At 52.4% G+C, this 17,549-nt stretch carries 19 protein-coding genes; 5 read left to right on the plus strand and 14 right to left on the minus strand.

Translation table 11 applies throughout. The features are described 5' to 3' along the window. Positions 1-133: 133 nt before the first annotated feature. Both FBF28_03990 and FBF28_03995 read right to left on the minus strand, forming a co-directional pair. Positions 134-340, minus strand: a complete 207-nt coding sequence (locus FBF28_03990) for a hypothetical protein (protein QJU08688.1) — start codon at positions 338-340, stop codon at positions 134-136. Between the two features lie 63 nt (positions 341-403). Continuing rightward, the gene (locus FBF28_03995) at positions 404-1,066 is read right to left on the minus strand and encodes a hypothetical protein (GenBank protein QJU08689.1); all 663 of its coding nucleotides are present in this window, start codon (positions 1,064-1,066) and stop codon (positions 404-406) included. Between the two features lie 80 nt (positions 1,067-1,146). Here FBF28_03995 and FBF28_04000 point away from each other — a divergent pair, with 80 nt between their 5' ends. Then, entirely contained in the window at positions 1,147-2,412 is a 1,266-nt protein-coding gene (locus FBF28_04000) for a hypothetical protein (protein ID QJU08690.1), read from the plus strand. An 11-nt stretch (positions 2,413-2,423) separates the two neighbouring features. Here FBF28_04000 and FBF28_04005 read toward each other — a convergent pair whose 3' ends face one another. Genes FBF28_04005 through recA form a run of 3 tightly spaced genes read right to left on the minus strand, consistent with a single transcriptional unit; the run spans position 2,424 to position 4,725 of the window. Then, positions 2,424-3,083, minus strand: coding sequence for a hypothetical protein (locus tag FBF28_04005; protein ID QJU08691.1), 660 nt, complete (start codon positions 3,081-3,083; stop codon positions 2,424-2,426). Between the two features lie 47 nt (positions 3,084-3,130). Beyond that, complete coding sequence (locus FBF28_04010) at positions 3,131-3,655, minus strand: 2'-5' RNA ligase family protein (GenBank protein QJU08692.1); 525 nt, start codon at positions 3,653-3,655, stop codon at positions 3,131-3,133. Further along, positions 3,655-4,725: a recombinase RecA gene (recA, locus tag FBF28_04015; GenBank protein QJU08693.1), complete on the minus strand. Its 1,071-nt coding sequence runs from the start codon at positions 4,723-4,725 to the stop codon at positions 3,655-3,657. Before recA ends, FBF28_04010 begins: the two co-directional genes overlap by 1 nt. Positions 4,726-4,803: 78 nt before the next feature. Here recA and FBF28_04020 point away from each other — a divergent pair, with 78 nt between their 5' ends. Further along, on the plus strand, positions 4,804-5,205 hold the full coding sequence (locus FBF28_04020) for a type II secretion system protein (GenBank protein ID QJU08694.1): 402 nt from the start codon (positions 4,804-4,806) through the stop codon (positions 5,203-5,205). A gap of 16 nt (positions 5,206-5,221) precedes the next feature. On the opposite strand, the gene FBF28_04025 is transcribed toward FBF28_04020, so the two are convergent. Both FBF28_04025 and FBF28_04030 read right to left on the minus strand, forming a co-directional pair. Next, positions 5,222-6,079: a PH domain-containing protein gene (locus tag FBF28_04025; protein QJU08695.1), complete on the minus strand. Its 858-nt coding sequence runs from the start codon at positions 6,077-6,079 to the stop codon at positions 5,222-5,224. A gap of 27 nt (positions 6,080-6,106) precedes the next feature. Further along, positions 6,107-7,141 (minus strand): CBS domain-containing protein, encoded by a 1,035-nt coding sequence (locus tag FBF28_04030; GenBank protein ID QJU08696.1) that lies wholly within the window; start codon positions 7,139-7,141, stop codon positions 6,107-6,109. 46 nt (positions 7,142-7,187) lie between these two features. On the opposite strand from FBF28_04030, the gene FBF28_04035 reads away from it, so the two are divergent. Beyond that, positions 7,188-7,889, plus strand: a complete 702-nt coding sequence (locus FBF28_04035; protein QJU08697.1) for a hypothetical protein — start codon at positions 7,188-7,190, stop codon at positions 7,887-7,889. Positions 7,890-8,252: 363 nt separating this feature from the next. Here the strand turns inward: FBF28_04035 and FBF28_04040 are convergent, their stop codons facing one another. From FBF28_04040 to lysS, 3 genes are all read right to left on the minus strand, one after another. Next, positions 8,253-9,173: a magnesium transporter CorA family protein gene (locus FBF28_04040; GenBank protein QJU08698.1), complete on the minus strand. Its 921-nt coding sequence runs from the start codon at positions 9,171-9,173 to the stop codon at positions 8,253-8,255. Between the two features lie 36 nt (positions 9,174-9,209). Then, positions 9,210-10,862, minus strand: a complete 1,653-nt coding sequence (locus FBF28_04045; GenBank protein ID QJU08699.1) for an MFS transporter — start codon at positions 10,860-10,862, stop codon at positions 9,210-9,212. 173 nt (positions 10,863-11,035) lie between these two features. Then, the gene (gene lysS, locus FBF28_04050; protein QJU08700.1) at positions 11,036-12,562 is read right to left on the minus strand and encodes a lysine--tRNA ligase; all 1,527 of its coding nucleotides are present in this window, start codon (positions 12,560-12,562) and stop codon (positions 11,036-11,038) included. 17 nt (positions 12,563-12,579) lie between these two features. On the opposite strand from lysS, the gene FBF28_04055 reads away from it, so the two are divergent. Continuing rightward, on the plus strand, positions 12,580-13,128 hold the full coding sequence (locus FBF28_04055) for a hypothetical protein (GenBank protein ID QJU08701.1): 549 nt from the start codon (positions 12,580-12,582) through the stop codon (positions 13,126-13,128). 40 nt (positions 13,129-13,168) lie between these two features. Here FBF28_04055 and FBF28_04060 read toward each other — a convergent pair whose 3' ends face one another. Together FBF28_04060 and FBF28_04065 are read right to left on the minus strand one after the other, a co-directional pair. Beyond that, on the minus strand, positions 13,169-14,287 hold the full coding sequence (locus FBF28_04060) for an ABC transporter permease (GenBank protein QJU08702.1): 1,119 nt from the start codon (positions 14,285-14,287) through the stop codon (positions 13,169-13,171). 1 nt (position 14,288) lies between these two features. Next, a complete protein-coding gene (locus FBF28_04065) occupies positions 14,289-15,053 on the minus strand; it encodes an ABC transporter ATP-binding protein (protein ID QJU08703.1) in 765 nt (254 codons plus the stop codon). A gap of 158 nt (positions 15,054-15,211) precedes the next feature. On the opposite strand from FBF28_04065, the gene FBF28_04070 reads away from it, so the two are divergent. After that, entirely contained in the window at positions 15,212-15,868 is a 657-nt protein-coding gene (locus tag FBF28_04070; protein ID QJU08704.1) for a CHAP domain-containing protein, read from the plus strand. 70 nt (positions 15,869-15,938) lie between these two features. Here the strand turns inward: FBF28_04070 and FBF28_04075 are convergent, their stop codons facing one another. Together FBF28_04075 and FBF28_04080 are read right to left on the minus strand one after the other, a co-directional pair. Then, a complete protein-coding gene (locus FBF28_04075; protein QJU08705.1) occupies positions 15,939-16,511 on the minus strand; it encodes a hypothetical protein in 573 nt (190 codons plus the stop codon). A gap of 57 nt (positions 16,512-16,568) precedes the next feature. Beyond that, complete coding sequence (locus FBF28_04080) at positions 16,569-17,495, minus strand: magnesium transporter CorA family protein (protein ID QJU08706.1); 927 nt, start codon at positions 17,493-17,495, stop codon at positions 16,569-16,571. Between the last annotated feature and the right edge of the window lie 54 nt (positions 17,496-17,549).

Raw genomic sequence — 17,549 nt, forward strand, 5'->3', positions numbered from 1 at the left:
TACTCATAAAAGCAAGGCTATCTCAGCGCCACAACCCCCTCACCACAAAAAGACTCCCGCATGAGCGAGAGTCTTTGAGGCACCTGTTTGTTTGATACCATTGTACCGGTAACCAGGTGTATAATGCAAGTGCTTATTTCTTCTTTTTGATCGTCAAAAAGCCGTTGCGTGGATTTTCGGTAACGATCCGATCATCTGGCAAGTCGCATGGCTCGCCCTTGGCGTTCTTTTCAACCTTGGCGAAAAAATAAATCGTCTGCGTTTTGCCACCGCGCAGCGTGACTTCGGTTTTATGCAAGTAGTATGTAATGCCTTTTGAGTTTGTGTGCTTATAAGCCATTCGTATACCTCCTGTTAGTACTATACTATTCTAGATTAGCGTCTCTGTTGACCCCTGTCAAGCCTAAAGCGGTTTTTGACGATACCGAAGCAGCAGTTTCAACACCGCTAACGCCACCAGCCGAGCAATGATAATCAGCATAATTACCCCTGTTACCACCAATGACCAGCCCGCCAAGTCCGATGACCAGAGCGGCGGCACAAATGTCTGATAATACGGCGCGGTGGATGGCGGTGTAAATTTGAGGTCAAGCGACGAAGCAGCCGGGTACTTCGCCCATTCATCATTGATACAGCTGACGTAGCGCGGGTCGGCCGTAGCATAAAATCGCCCCCAACCACCAGCCTGTGCTCGAGCGTCACACACTTGGCGGACTTTGGCGACCGTGTCGTTGCTGGAACGAGAAGCCGACTTTGACTCAAACGCTTTCCAGGCCGCCTCGTAGGCCCGCTTGTACGAGTGCTCCAGCGCGATGCGTCCCGGATCGGCGTTCATATGTGCAACCACGTAGCGCTGCAAGTCGTACACCCGCCGCTCCAGCGCGCCCTCGTCGCCCTCCTTGTCGGCGTTAATCACGGCGTCACGGCGCTCGATCATGCCAATATTATTTAGCCTGAGGAATGTCGCGCTGACAAACGACGCCATCACCAGCAAAATGACCAGCTGCCATGTCTTGATTTCTTCTAGCCGCCGGATCGCCCGACGCGTGCCTCGCTTATCTGCCATTCCCCACCTTTCTCACCTCATTATACCAAAGATACTAGGTGAATGCGACACGGGGCTAGCGTCAGTGGTATAATGACGCTATGAGAATTTATTTTTCGGGAATTGGTGGCGTGGCGATTGGACCACTAGCAGAAATGACCATCGGCGCTGGACACGAGGTCTGTGGCTCTGACCGAGCGGCCGGCTTGATGACAGAGGCGCTCAAGCAGGCTGGCATCACGGTGTCGTTTGATCAGTCAGGCGAGTTTTTACGTAGCGAACATCAGCGAGCACCCTTTGACTGGTTCGTGTATACGGCGGCCCTGCCGGCGGATCATCCAGAGTTGGTACTGGCGAGGCAGCTGGGGATTCGCACCAGCAAGCGTGACGAGCTACTCGCTCAGATTATCGCCGACAAGCAGCTCAAGCTCATCGCCGTCACCGGTACGCACGGCAAGACGACGACGACTGGGATGCTGGTGTGGACATTGCAGCAGCTCGGCGTGCCGGTGAGCTACCTGGTTGGCTCGACGCTTAGTTTTGGCCCGAGCGGTCGGTTTGATCCGGCCAGTCAGTTTTTGGTGTATGAATGCGACGAGTTTGATCGTAATTTCCTCCACTTTTCACCGTGGCTGAGCCTCATTACCTCAGTTGATTATGACCATCCCGATACCTTTCCGACGCCAGATGATTACCGAGCGGCGTTTCGGCAATTTGGTGAGCAGTCGACGCGGGTGATCGCTTGGCGAGAGAATGCTGATGTATTTACTCCGGCCAATGTGACAGTACTTGAGCAGACTGATCCCCAGATAACACTGGCTGGCGAACACAACCGGCGTAACGGCACGCTGGCAGCACGGGCAGCGGTGCTGGTGCGAGCGGTGGCTGCCCCTGAGATTGAGGCTGAGGCGATTATCACGGCACTCAATGCCTTTCCGGGCACCGGCCGGCGCTTTGAGAAACTGGCTGACAATCTCTACACCGATTATGGTCATCATCCGTCGGAGATTGCCGCCACGCTGCAGTTGGCTCACGAATTGAATGATCACGTAGTACTCGTCTATCAGCCACATCAAAATATTCGCCAGCACGAGGTTCGTGAACGCTACACTGATGAGATTTTCATGCATGCTGACGAGATATATTGGCTGCCGACGTACTTGACCCGCGAAGACCCGAACCTGCCGGTGCTGACACCGGAGGAATTAACGCGCCAATTGACGACGGACAAGGTACATCTCGCGCAGCTGGATGAGGCGTTGTGGCAGGTAATTGAGCAGCAACGAGCACGCGGTGCGCTGGTACTCGGTATGGGCGCCGGGACAATCGACGGGTGGCTGCGCGAGCAGTTAGGCCGCAGCGCTTGATCACGGTTCGCCTACTCGTCAGACTCACCACCAAGCGCCGCCCGGATATCGTCATACGAAAATCCTTGACGGGCTAGATACACCATAAATTTCTGCTGATTGCCGGCGTATTTGTGGCGTTTTTTAGCGATAATTTTTCGCAGCTCCTCGTCATCGGAGCGGATATTTTCGCTGATTAGTTGCTCTATCGTCTCGCGCTCAATCCCCTTTTGCGCTAGTTCCAATTTTAGCCGCCTGACACTGGTGCCTTTTTGCATAAATCGATGCTCCAGCCAAAAGCGGGCAAACTTTTCATCATCGAGGTACTGTTTCTCGATCAGCCGCGCCAGCACCCGCTCGGTAATTTCTGGTTTCACGCCTGGACGCTCGGTAATTTTGCCAGTCTTTGGCGAGCGCTTTTTGGTTGGCCTGGTTTTACGCCACAAATAATCGCGCATTTCTTTAACCGAGCGCGGCCGCGTCAAGCAATACTCCATGGCCCGGGCGTACAACTTACCAAACTGGCTCTCGTCCTCTAGCGCCGTCAGTTCTTCGTCAGTATATTCGCGCCCGACCTTCAGCCCCAGCTCGCCCACCTGAAAGACGTCGAGGCTAAAGCGATACTCGCCATCAACACTCACGTTAACGCGGTTTTTGTCGCGAATCTGAAGCGAGATGTCAGTGATTTTCATGAAGCTATTATAGCGCGAAGGCGGCGGGCTCGCTACTAGCAGGGACTCTACTCAACCACCTCAACAACCTTACCATGCACGCCGTTGTAGCAAGCAGCGGCACGTGGCTCGATGATAACCGGTAGTTGCCCTGGAATAGCGCTCATATTAACGTCGTCCAGCGTACCGGCCTCGACGCAACCAAGCGTGATGTGCGGGCGGAACCCATCAACATCCAACCCTGGGTGAATACCATCCAATGCCGCGAGTAATTGCTGGCGCGCCTCAACCATCCAGGTAGTTTTCTGCGTGCGTAGCTCCACCCAAACACAGTTGCCTGCTTTATCTGGCAGGAAATTAACTCCATCAAGCACCAACTTATCGAGGACGGGTAGCGCCGCAGCAGCTGCTTTGAGACGTGGCATATCCTGCTCAGTCACATTAATCAGTGTCACGTGTGGGATAAACTCACCAAAGTCAAGGTTCATTTTTTCTGACAACTCGCGAAGATATGCGTTTTGCTCATCATCAAAGACGAGGCTGACTGACGCCATATGTTTTTCGACTGGATATGCGGTTTCTGCTGCGCGCATTAGTTTTCTCCTTCTTTTACCTTCTCCCGAACCTTCTGATCAATTTCTGCCAAAACCTCAGGATTTTCTTTCAGATACAATTTTGTCTTGTCGCGGCCTTGACCAATAGTCTCGCCGTTATATTTGTAAAAGGCACCTGACTTTTCTATGATACCATGTGTAGCTGCCAAATCCAGAATATCACCAGTTTTAGAGATGCCTTCGTTATACATAATGTCAAACTCAGCGATGCGGAACGGCGGCGCAATCTTATTCTTCACCACCTTGATCTTGGTGCGGTTACCAAGGATATCATCGCCAACCTTAATCTGCCCAATCCGGCGAATATCCACCCGCTGCGAGGCATAAAACTTCAGCGCATTACCACCCGTCGTGGTCTCCGGATTACCAAACATCACGCCAATCTTCATGCGGATCTGGTTAATGAAAATCACCGTCGCCTTCGACTTGTTGATGATACCAGTCAGTTTACGCAGCGCCTGGCTCATCAGCCGCGCCTGCAGACCCATGTGCGAATCACCCATATCACCGTCAATTTCCGCTTGCGGGGTCAGTGCTGCCACCGAGTCCACCACGATCAGATCCACCGCGTTTGAGCGCACCAAGGTTTCGGTAATTTCCAACGCTTGCTCACCGTTGTCTGGCTGCGACACCAGCAGATTTTCGGTATCCACACCCAAACGCTTAGCATAGCTGGGGTCAAGCGCGTGCTCAGCGTCGATAAAGGCTGCCGTACCGCCCTGCTTTTGGATTTCGGCGATGGCGTGCAGTGTCAGAGTTGTCTTACCTGAACTTTCTGGGCCGTAAATCTCAATGATGCGACCCTTCGGATAGCCGCCGCCTAGCGCCAAATCGAGGCTTAGCGAACCCGACGGAATCACTTCAACATCAACTTTGTGCGCTTCGCCTAGTTTCATGATTGAACCATCACCAAACTGCTTGGTAATTTGATCCATGGCTAGACCCAGCGCTTTTAATTTCCCGTCATCGACCTTCTTCTCTGGTGCCTGAGCTGTGCCAGTTGCGGTGTCTGTTTGATGTTTGTCGCTGGTTTTCGCTGTGCTAGCCATACCTCTCCCTCCGTTATCTTATGTTGTATAGTATACCATAAATCAAGCGCCTACCGCGAGCGGTGAAACTTTGCTATAATGGACAATATGAAACGACAAGCAGGCTTTACGGTGATTGAGGTGCTGGTGGCGATTATATTTCTCGGCGTGGCCACGGCGGTGGCGTTCACCCAGCTGGTGACGATCCAACGCGAGCACCAAAACGACCGGAAAAAAACCGCTATTAATGCCGTGCATTATAGCCTCGAAGAAGCCTATTACAAGCAGCACGGCTCTTATCCGGAAAAAATTACCGACGAGACACTACCGACCATGGATAAGGAGCTACTCAAAGATCCGGGTGGTAAAAAGCTGGGCGACAATGGCAGCGCCTATCGCTACGAGCCAACAAACTGTACCGGCGGTAAATGCAAATCATATTCGCTCAGAGCCATGCTTGATGGTGAGACAGATTTCGTCAAAGACAGCCGCCATAAATAGCTAAATCGTAGCCAAACTAATCGTAACAGACTGGCCGGCCGTTTTTGAAGGCTTCAATGGCGTTGTTAAGGATGGCCACTTGGTGCTTGGGATTGGCCACGTAATGAAAAATATAGGTCGTCTCCTCACCCTCAGTACTGAGGCGAATTGTGCCGTAGTTAAAGATCGTCTGGGCGATGCCGGCCTGGAAAAAGCTGGCGTCCTCGATGCTACCGAGGCTGACTGTCTGCTCGTGCCGAACGAAGAGGCTCTGTTGGATTTCCTGGATGACGCTTTCATTAGTCATGAAAAAATGATTTTGTAGATACACCCACAGGGTGATCGCGCCGCCAAGCACCACCAAAGCAACGAGCAGCAGCGCAATACCCAGTACTGCTCCCGGATTCACCGCCGGAAACAGCGGAATATTGGCAGTTAACGACGAGAACGAGGCCGCAAATACCAGCAGTACCACGACCAACAGGAGGGTGATGGCTGTAGGAATAACCATGCCGATCGGGTGGCGCTTGATGTCGAGGATGACATACTCGCCCTCGCTGAGATTGAGCTGCGGATAATCACGAACGGACTGGTCGTGACGCGCCTTGGTCTCTGGGCTAACTGCGGGAACGGTCGGCTCAAGCGGCCGCGCAGCATGAACAACATTTGGTTCGTTAGCGTATTGGGCACGAATCTGTGGATTGAAGTTTTGCCCCTCAATCATCTCTGGCTGGATGGTGACGTGCGAGGCTGGCTGTGGCTCAATCGGCGGCGCGGTCGTCGCCGGTGGCGGTGTCGCGGCGGCCGGCGGATGGTGATACAGCGGCCGACCGTCAGAATCATACGCAACCGGCTGGGTATAATCAGGCTCAGGGTTAGTCTGGTTCGGATTCATTAGTTCTAGTATAGCATATCGGCCGGATTATGCGACGTCACGGGCATGTTTTGTCCGATTGTTATGGCGTGGATTACGTTGCGCCACCCGCCGCAGATCCTCGTGCGCATCAAACTCATCAACAATCTTATGTCCCAAGATCCGCTCAATCACGTCCTCCAGGCTGACGATACCAACCGTCTCGCGAAACTCATTCACCACGATGAACAAGTGATGCCGCACTCGCAAAAACGCCGCCAGCGCGTGCTGCAATGTCTGATCCTCGCGGATATAATACACCTTTTTCTCCATGACGGTTCGTGCCCGCTTGCTCGTCGACGAACGGTTAATTGTCAACAGATCCTGAATGTATAGCATCCCTACCACATGATCAATATCGCCCTTGGTCACCGGAAAGCGGCTATGTCCGGTCTTGTGCAGCGCATCCAATACCAGCGGCCCCAATACCTCATCCTGATCCACCGTATCAATCACGCTACGCGGCGTCATCACTTCCTTGACCGGCACCGCATCAAACGACAGCACGCCAATGACCATCTTTTTCTCATCCTCGCTAAGCGCCTCACCCGCCTGCTCGACCATAGTGACGAGCTCTTCTTTTGACTCAATATCATAGCCGTCATTGGGCATTGGCGCCACCGAGCGAATCATTGCAAATAACATCGGAAACTTCTCAATCAGCGCTAAAATTCGCCCCTCATACCGCTCGTAAAGCCGCTGGGAATATTGCTGCCATAGTGAAATCCGCGCCAGTGCTCCTATCTCCAGTGCGATCACCAGCGAGATAATAATGCCCAGTAGCCAATGAAACAACTCCACACCAATGACACTGAGCGTCACCAGCAGCACCGCTGCAATCACCCGCTGCAATGAGAAAATATCCCGCATCAGCGCATGTCGCTTTAACAAATGGCGCGCATCCTGATCACCGCGGCGCGCTCGCCGCTGCAGCTCAAACTTACTGTGTGACGAGGCCTGCGGATGAACGCCCATGACTATTACGAGCAATATCAGCACTATCACATACAGCATTCCTAGCAAAATATCGCTCATGCTGTTCATTGTATACTTTTTATGCTATAATAGCCAGAGTTAATTTGGAGGAACTATGAACGGAAAAACCTGGGCTATCTTTGCAATCGTTGTCGCGGCTGTCGTCGGCGGTATGATTTATCTGTCAACACAAAATCGCTTGAATGTTAGTGATATCTCGCGCGACGCCGCCCTGCGCGTTATGCCAGCCGAAGCACGCACTGGCGACATCGGTGAGCACACTATCGGCAACACCAATGGCAAAGTCTTGATGATCGAATACGGCGACTACCAGTGCCCAGGCTGCCGCACTGCTGCACCAGAAGCCAAGCGCGTGGCCGAGAAATACAAGGATCACGTCGCGCTGGTCTTTCGTAATTATCCGATCCCGTCGCTCCATCCAAACGCCCGAGCGGCAGCGGCGGTCGCCGAGGCAGCTGGGCTGCAGGGCAAGTTCTGGGAAATGCACGACCTACTCTACACCAACCAAGGCGCGTGGAGTAATGCCCGCGCCAAAGAACGCACCGACGTCTTCAGTGGCTACGCTAAGCAGCTGGGGCTGAATGTTGATAAATTCAATGCTGACCTAGCCGGTAGCGCTGTCACAAAGAAAATTGACTTTGATGTGGCGGTCGGGCGACAGTTACAAATTGATGGCACACCAACCTTTTTCATCAATGGCAACAAGCTCAACCTCAGTGACGCTAGCTCTATCGAAAATGCTGTCAAAGACGCCCTGAAAAAAGCCGGCGTCGCAGTCGATGAAGCAAAAAAATAACATCAAATTGATCAAAAGCATTAACTAGTGTCCAGGTAAAAATCACCCCGGTGCCTGTGGGGTGATTTTTATGCCGTCCCTTTTTAGGACATGCGCACTTATTGTGCTATGTATGTTTGCCATTTGGCAGGCACCACATCCACTGCGACCTTCTTGCGCCGACTGGTCGACACAACATTGATTGCTATTGGCATGTGTTTCGTACTCCTTTGTACTAGTGCAGCCTCACGCGCTTCGACCTTTATTGCCCACTTTATTTATAAGCAGCGACATGCTTCGGCGCGAGACACATCAGCCATGATAGCAAAGACTGATACGAACGTCAAGCCAGGTCTACCTCTGATCTGACCCCTGATATCAGCCTCAAAACAGGCGCAACCGCTTGGCGAAGATGTACACAATGCCGATGAGCAGCACCGTAAACCCGGTAATCACCGGATAGGCCCACGCCTCACCTTGAAACGGTAAGGTAATATTCATGCCGTACATACCGTAAAACACATTCGGGATGGCCAGGAGAATAGTGATGGCGGTCAAGACTTTCATTCGCTGGTTGAGGACATTGTTGGCGATGGTTGAATAGGCGTTCTGGATGCTGGTGATGGTCTGGCTGTTGGCGGCGACCATGACGAGTAATTGCTTGACGTGCAGTACCAGATCACCCAGCGCCTCGAGGTCGCGCACTGTGAATAGGCTGCGGCGATTGAGCACTAATTGGCCGAGCACACTCGCTAACCCCTCGAGGCTAGAGTGAAATTCGTTGAGGCTATCTTCGATGGCTACAAACTCGATAAAGTCAGCGTTTTTCACCTCGTGGCGCGACAGCCGGTGTCGGGCGGCAGCGATATTACCAGCAAGGTCATGAATCTGTTGTTCGTACGCAGCCACCACGCAAGCGATGGTCGCTGCGAGGAGGGCGCCGGGCTTGTCGGTCGTGGTTGTGAGAAACGGCTCGGCGGCTTGTGGCGAGAAATTATTGGCAGGATTAATCGTTACAAACTGGGTTTTCGACACAGCAGCCAGCAGCGGTGCGGTCTTTATAGCATCGTCCCGAACCAACGGCAGCCGCACAAAGACATACTCAATGCCGCCGCTATATTCCATCCGCGGTAGTTCGCGCACATCGGCCGCGTCACGGACGATATTTTCGTCAAGGCCAAACTGCTCGGCCAATTCATCTGGACATAGCGTACCACTGACATGTGCCCACACGCCACGATGAAACTGATGTGTCTGTCCTAACGAATCGCTCGAACATCGCCGCTCAAAGTAGCCCACCGTCATGAGAAAATTATACCCCAAAAAATACCACTCTGGCAATTAGCCGCGCAGTCGCTTTTCCCTGACCGGCATTACCGCAATCATCGCAACAACCATCAGCCCTGAACTGATCAAAAATACCTGATGCAGCCCATCGGCAAATGCGTGGAGAATGACATTGGTAAATTCCTCCTGCTGCTGGCTGAACTGCTGTTTTGCCTGAGCTTGAGCTGGTGCTGGTAGCCGCTCAAACCCTTGAGCCGCCGCCCGAGCGATCGTCTCTTTTTGAGCATTCAGCCGCAGCAGTACGTCAGCATTCAGCTCACCAGACAGCATCTGCTGGGCAGCTGGTGAGCGCTGTAGGCTCTGAATATATGGCAGTTGGTGCGGATCACCGACATGGGCTAGGATGCCAGCGGTCAATACACCCGAGAATACCGCCGCACCAATTGTCGAACCCAGCCCACGAAATAGCTGCACACTGGACGTCGCCGCACCGAGGTCTTTTTGCATAAACTCGTTCTGCACCGCCAAGGTCAAGATCGGCATCGCCGCGCCGAATCCAAGCCCAACAAATACCGCCACGATAGCTTCGTGCCAATATGGCGATTCTGGCTGTAGAATTGTTAGCACGGCGACACCGACCGCCGTTAGCCCAAAACCGGCCACTATCCAGCGTTTATATGCACCGGTTTTAGCAACCAGCCGACCGATAGTTATCGAGCTTGTTATACTGCCTGCCACCATCGGTAGCAGCATCAGCCCAGCCTGCGAGGCAGTGGCGCCAAACACCTGCTGGTTAAACTGTGTTAGATATAAAATTGCCCCCATAAAGGCCGCGCCAAACAGGCTAGCCGCCGCCATAATCAAACTATATGTCCGATTGGCAAAGAACCGTAGCGGTAGGATCGGCTGCTTAGCTCGCCGCTCAATGAGAACAAAACTCAGCGCCGCCAGCGCCGATACCGTCAGCAACACGCCCTGAATGAGCGCTAGGCTGACACCACTCTCGATTAGTCCCTTAAAGATCATCTCTGTGTTGTCTACCGCCAGCACCAGTGTCGCCAGAGCAATGGTGATAAACAGCGCGCCGAGGTAATCGGGCTTGTGCGTGCGGTCATGCTTGATCTGCGGGCAGTAGCGAATGATGAGTACGGTAGCGATCACGCCGATCGGCACATTGATCAAGAACGTCCAGCGCCAATCACTGACCATGCCAAACAGCGACACACCATCTGTCAGCCAACCACCGATTAACGGCCCGGCTACTGAACTCATCCCAAAGACTGCACCAAACAGTCCTTGCCATTTACTACGTTCCTTTGGCGGAAAGAGGTCGCCGACAATGGTAAAGGCGTTTGCAGTGATAATACCGCCGCCGATGCCCTGCAGCGCCCGCCACGCAATCAGCCACTCGACCGTCGGCGCCAGGCCACTCAGCAGCGAGCCGATGGTAAAGATACTCACCCCGGCGAGCAGTAGCGGCTTGCGGCCATACATGTCGCTCAACTTACCAGCCAGCGGCACGGTCACCGTGGTGGTCAACATGTAAGCAGTCACGATGAAGCCAAGCGACGAAAAGCTATTAAATTCCTTGACAATCGCCGCCAGCGCCGTCGAGACAATCGTTTGATCCAGCGCCACCAAAAACAGTGCGCTCATCACCGCACTCATGACGATTAATTTATTTCTGATCGATAATTCGTGTAGCATTGTTACCTTTCATGTTATTCAAGTATCAGTAGCCCATAAATGTAAGAACTCTCAACTACCCAGTATGATTTACACCTGCACCCAAGTGTAATATTTTACGCCGGATGGGCGGTTGGTGTCAAGAAGCAGTCAGGCAGACAGAATCTGCCCCCAACCCAGCCTTGCCAAAACTCTTACTTCACCAGCTGTAGTCGCTCAACCAGCCAGTCTCTTGGCAGGATCGACAAGAACCAGCCAGCACGCGGGCCGGAATCTTTGCCAATGAGCACGCGGTAGATGGTGGTGAAGAGTTCCCGCGGCGACAGTAAACCGCTTTCCTTGTAGGTGTAAATTGCTTGATGAAACCAATTACCATCAGCCTCAGCCGGCGCCCCGGCGATGTCGTCAGCTAATCGCCGCAGGTATTCTTTTTGTTCTGGCGAAAACTCATCGGGACGCACCTCGTCCGCCAGGCGAAACTTCAATGACTCAGGCGCCCACTTTTCCAGCCACCGACTGACATAGCCTAGTTCCGTAATAATCACCGTCTCTTCCTCATCGACGATGCGGGCATATTCCGGACTGCGCCGCAAAATTTCTACCGTTTTTGCCGTGTCGCACAGCGCTGCTTGGTATGAAATGACGAGATGCGAGAATGGAATTGAGCTGACTGCTGGCTGATCTAGCCCGTCAGTACACAAGAATAATAGCTGTTCGTCGAGCTCATTTTGTGGATGCTGCTTCATCGCCGCGAAGTCGTCAACCAGCCGCACCAGGCTATCGGTCTCGTCAAAATACAGCCGCTTGGCCGGCGAATACCGGAGCATGAAATAGCGCACCACTTCAGGCGGCAACATATCGACGACATCGTGCGCATTCACGCCGGTGCCTTTGCTGGCGCTCATCTTTTTGGTATCACCAGTGCGATTAATAAAGTCGTACGGCACCGGTACTGGCGCATCAATGTTATAAACCTCGCGGGCGATCCGCTTACCGGTATCATACGAGCCGCCCTTCGTGGCGTGATCACGACCGAACGGCTCAACATCAACCCCGAGCAACCACCACCGCCCCGGCCAGTCCAGTCGCCAGTCCAGCTTCACCTGCCCGTCGTCATACCGAACTGTGTGCTCCGAGTCATCGTGGCTACGATAGGTGATCGTTTTAGCATCGCTATCCATGCTGATGAACCGGCGATTTTTCAGCCGACCATGCTCCATGATCTGAATTGGCGACCACTGGTCATCCAGCTGCCGGCCCGATACCTCCTGGATGGCCGACTTGGCTTTGCCAATGCGTTTCAGTGAGCGCTCGATGGCCGGCACAAAAAACCCGCTCCGATACTTATCGCTAGCATAGATCACGTCCATGGTGACGCCAATTTTATCAGCACTGTCAAGAAATGGCTTCAGGCAAAAATCCCCCCACGAACCGTACCGATCATCTGGCGAGGGCACCGTGCAGAGCGGCATACCCAAGTACTGCTCGTAACTAGCTGGCAAATTAACCGGTACTTTACGAAAGGCGTCCAGGTTATCCGAAACGTGAACGTGGCGCGCCCGAATGCCTGCTTGCTTCAGCGCCCGCACTACGGCGTCAGCGATAACGATTTCGCGCAAATGCCCCACATGATACACCCCCGACGGTGACGCACCCGAAGAAACGAGTACCTCTTTATCTACACTTTGAAACTGATCTACGATATCATCAAGCCACTTCATATGTGCTATTATACATCATGAATATTATTCTGCACATTAGCCCAACCATTCGCCTTATGAATATTCAAAAAGCAGTTATCTTATTCGAGAAGATCCGCGACTTGCCATACGGAACAAGTGGTAATAATGGGAGGTGGTCATGCTACCAAAAATGCGTGTATTTACAGCGAGAATTACAAAAAGTTGACATAGCAAGCCAGTTGTTAATTGGCGTATTTAATTGGCAGGATTTACCAATACCTGATCGTATTCTTAAACTACGTCAATGTCGAAACGAGCGACACGTTATGCTTCGTGTATTTATTAATGGATCAGTCTGCGACATTGACCCATCAGTTGATAACAAACTCGTATCAATTTTACCAATATCTCAATGGGATGGAATTTCGAGTACGATAACTATGGCACCGCTCAAACATCTGCGAATCTACCAACCACATTCCCTACACGAGCGTATTTCATCGCGATTGCGACATCAATTCTTCGGTTGTAATCCTGAGAAGTTTTACACTGAACTCGATTCGTGGCTAACAGCATATAGAACTAAGTCTGGATTAACAGAATAAGAGCAGGAATGGTAGCTACCCTACCGCCAACTCTCAAATTTCATTCCCACCGAAACAGCTTAATCGCAGCGACATAGATAACGAGAGTCCAGGCGGCGACAGCACCGATTTGCGGCAGGGCCTCGATAAAACTGGCATGCTCAGTCATGATCAAACGGAAACCATCAGTAATCGGCGTCATCGGGATAAACTGGGCGGCACCGCGTAACCACTCTGGGAACATGTACAGCGGGAAGAATGCACCAGACAAGAACATCATCGGGAAAGAAAGTAAGTTGCTCAGCGGTGCGGACTGATTTTCATTCTTTGCCCAGCCGCCGATCAACAGGCCCAAGCCTACCATCATAAAGGCCGCCAGCACCGCCATAAGGACAAAGAGCCCCCAATCGCCGCGCATATTAAATTGGAACATCAACATGCCAACGACAACCATCATAGTCAGGCTAAGCAGCGAAATAATCGTGTAGTGAATCGCCATAGAAATAATCAGCTGACCCGAGGTAAACGGCGCCGCGCGCAGTCGGCGGTAGGAGCCACGCTGCTTTTCGGCCGGCATCTGGTTGGCTAGACCAAAGATGCCCATACTCATTAAACTAAATGCCAGCAGTCCAGTAAAGGTATAGTCAAATGGTTTCAACCGCTCGTCGCCGACCGCTTTACCGGCAGCCTTGAGCGGCGCTTCTGGCTGACCCAAATGCTTGTTTATTTCATTGGCAATCTGATTCATCACTGCTGTCAAGGCGCTACCAGTTTGCTCGGAACCTTTGGCGTACAGAACGTTGATTGTACCAGTCGGGCGAGCATCTCTGCCCTCACCCTTCACTTCGCCAAAATCACTTGGCAGTTCAATGACGCCGTTCAATTCCGAACGCTTCATCTTCTCACGGGCCTCGTCCATATCCTTGACGTCTTTGATCCTAAGAATCGAATCTTTGGCATTGTCTTTGACGCCTTTGACGAAATTTTTAGCAAATTCCGTCTGCGAATTATTGATAATCGCAATGTCAAAGCTGGTCGATTGATTATTAAAAATCGAACCGAATACCAACAAAAAGATGAGCGGAAACAGGAAGGTAAAGAACAGCGACATTTTATCGCGGATGAAACGTTTTTGTTGGGCGCGCACTTGCCCGAATACACCAGTCCAATATTTTTTCATACTAATCCCGAATCGCCTTTCCTGTTAAATCAATAAATACGTCCTCTAGGTTCGCTTGCTCGACGACTTGCTTTTTCTTGAAACCGCGCGCCAGCAGCTGCTGGATCAGATTATGCGGCGTGTCAATGGTGATGATTTTACCATTGTCCATAATCGCCAAGCGATCGCACAGCAATTCAGCCTCGTCCATGTAATGAGTTGTCAGCACGACAGTAATACCTTCATCGCGAATCTCTTTAATCAAATCCCAGAGATTGCGGCGAGCCTGCGGATCCAGCCCAGTGGTCGGCTCATCGAGAAATAGCACCGTCGGGTTATTGACCAGCGTCGAAGCGATAGCGAAGCGTTGCTTTTGCCCGCCTGAGAGCTGCTCGACATAGCTTTTGGCTTTGTCGGTCAACTGCACCTTGGCGAGTAGTGCGTCGGCGTCAACCGTCTGGCCATACAGGCTAGCAAACATTTTCAATTGTTCGCGCAGGGTCAGCTTGTCGTAAAACGTTGTCGATTGTAGCTGGATGCCGATGATGTTTTTAATGTGCTTCGGCTGCTTAGCAACATCAATCCCGTCGATAGTCGCCGTACCGCCGTCAATCGGCCGGAGCGCCTCCAGCATCTCTAGCGTCGTCGTCTTGCCGGCACCGTTGGGACCGAGGATACCAAAGATCTCGCCTTTCTTGACCTCAAACGACACGCCATCAACAACATTTTTGCCGCTATAGGTCTTGACGAGTTGGTCAACTGTTATGATTGGTTCAGGTTGAGCCATGTATAACTCCTTTCCGCGCTCTATTTCAGCACTGTATACCTTAAATGATAGAGTGACTCCCTGCCAAGCTATCTATTATCTAGTAATTATAGCACTCCAGGCGGGCGATGCAACCGAGGGATCTAGCCAAGCCGATACGATACCGCTATACTAGCTATATGCCAAAGAAACCCGAACTCTCTATCACGCGGCCGCAGAGTCGTCTCAGGAAACGATACGTATTTGCGCTGGTGCTGATACCATTGATCGCTGTTTGTATCAGTCTCGGCGTGCTGTACTGGCCAAAGATTGCTCATAAACTTCATTCGCTAAGGGTCGCCAGTAGCGTCGATCCGTCACGCGGCGAGGCGACATTCCCGCAGATTGATACCATAAATTTACACCCAACCCGGCAAAAAATTATCAGCCTCGCCAAAACTGAATTCGAAGCACAGTCCGCTGGCACCAAGTTCAGCCAGGGCGTCCGTGAAGCTTGGTGCGCTGACTTTGTGAGTTGGGTCATGCAGCAGGCGAACGCGCCATTAAAGAATCCGCACACTGGTGGCTGGCGCATTCCAGGAACGTTTACCTTGCGTGAATATTACGAAGCAGCCGGTCGATTCAAGCCCGTCACCTCTGGCTATCAACCGCGTCCAGGTGATGTGGCAATTTATCGTGGCTCGCCGGTGTTTGGCGACCATACGAATATTGTCCTCAAAAATAACGACGGCGTTCTGACCACTGTTGGCGGTAATGAAATGAACCGTATCCGCGTATTCACCAACCACGATAAGCGCTACGATGGGCTGCTGGGATATGGCGTGCTAGCAGAATAATAAAAACCCAGAACTAACACCCAATTACAATTATAATATCGCACCTAACCGAGTAGCCGCAGTAGCGACATTACGCCGCGTGACTTGCCGCTAGCAAAAACGCCACCAATGCATCGGGCTGCTGCTCAGCCAGCCACGTTACGGCGTCAACGATAGCGTCCTTGTTTGTGCCACCATTTTTGAGCTCCTCGAGGAGGCGTTTGACCGTCCGCTGCGTCTGACCATCATACCGATCGAGGCGCATCGCCTGAGTAACTTGCTTGACCTGCTCGTCGCTGAGCGCAACGTAGGGCGAGACCACTTCGTGCGCATGCTTGGGACTGCGCTTGGCGGCTTCGGCTTTGCGTTGGAGGTTTTCGAGGCCTTCAATCGTCGCCCGCATCAAGGCCTCCGCCTCGTCCATACCACGCTGATAGGCCTGAGCAAATTCCTCAGAATTATCCCCGCCCTCGGAAACAATTGCCGGCAAAAACTCGATCCGCATCACTCGGTGCATATAGGCGTCGCCCATTTCCTCACCGGTCGCCATCACCTCACTCCACCAGGCGACAAACCGCGAATTCTCAGGATCGTGCAGCTCGCGCATAGCCGGCAGCTGCGCTAATTTATCCTTAAAAAAGTGAATCAGTTTTTTGATATCCATGTCGCTTTATTATACCCGAAAATAACGGCAAGCACAAGCGCCATCCCGCCGAGGATCTCAGCGCCGCTTCAAGAAATAATAGCCAATCGCCAGTGCCGCCAGCGCGCTACCGCCGATAACCACCCAAAAGGTCACCGGGCTCTCTGCAGCCGGCAAAGGCACATTCATGCCATACAGCCCGGCCACCATCGTCGGGATAGTCAGCGCCACCGTGATCACCGTTAGCAATCGAATTGTCTCATTCAACCGAGTATCCATCACCGCCCGGTAGCTATCACGCACATTGGTGATGGTTCGCAGCAGCGATTTACAACGGCTAATTACCTGCTCGAGGTCGATGGAAATATCTTCGACGTCATCCTTGTCATCATCCTTGAGTCGCAAGCTGCGATTGGCAATCAACCGCTCAATCGCCCAGTTCATCGGCAGCAAGGCATCCAGGTAGTCATTTAACTTGCGCTCATATTCGGTCAAGGTGACGATATCACGCGCCCGCAAAGTGTGAATATCGTCAGTCGCCGCCCGCATTTGGCGATTGATGGTCGCCACCCGCCGCTGGTACTGACTTGATACCGCCTCGATCATCGCCACCACCAGTTCAATCCGCCGCGATGTCCGCACCCGCGTCTTATCGATAAACGGCTGCCACAGCCGACCCAAGCTATCGCGCGACAATGTCACCACATACTCTTTGTGAATGCCGAACAAAATTGGCGTAGTAAAATCATTAAAATCATCATCCGTATCCGGTAGCCGGGCGATCAAGTACGTCCACTCATCATCAAACTCAATACGCGGCACCTCATGCGGGTCGAGCGCGTCACTAATCATATCCTCATCCATCCCCAGCGTCAGCAGCTCGGACACTTCCTCTTCGGTTGGCCGTTCGCAGCGCAGCCAACTGCCGCTACGCAATGTCTGAATCGGTGCGATCGCCTCGCCTGTTGAATGCAGGTATTCTATCATGTACTCAGTATAGCTCATTTGAAATATTTTGGTACCGGTTAGATGACAATAAGCTTGCGGAGGACATCATCA

This window comes from Candidatus Saccharibacteria bacterium oral taxon 488, assembly GCA_013099195.1.
Classification (GTDB): Bacteria; Patescibacteriota; Saccharimonadia; order Saccharimonadales; family Saccharimonadaceae; genus Nanosynbacter.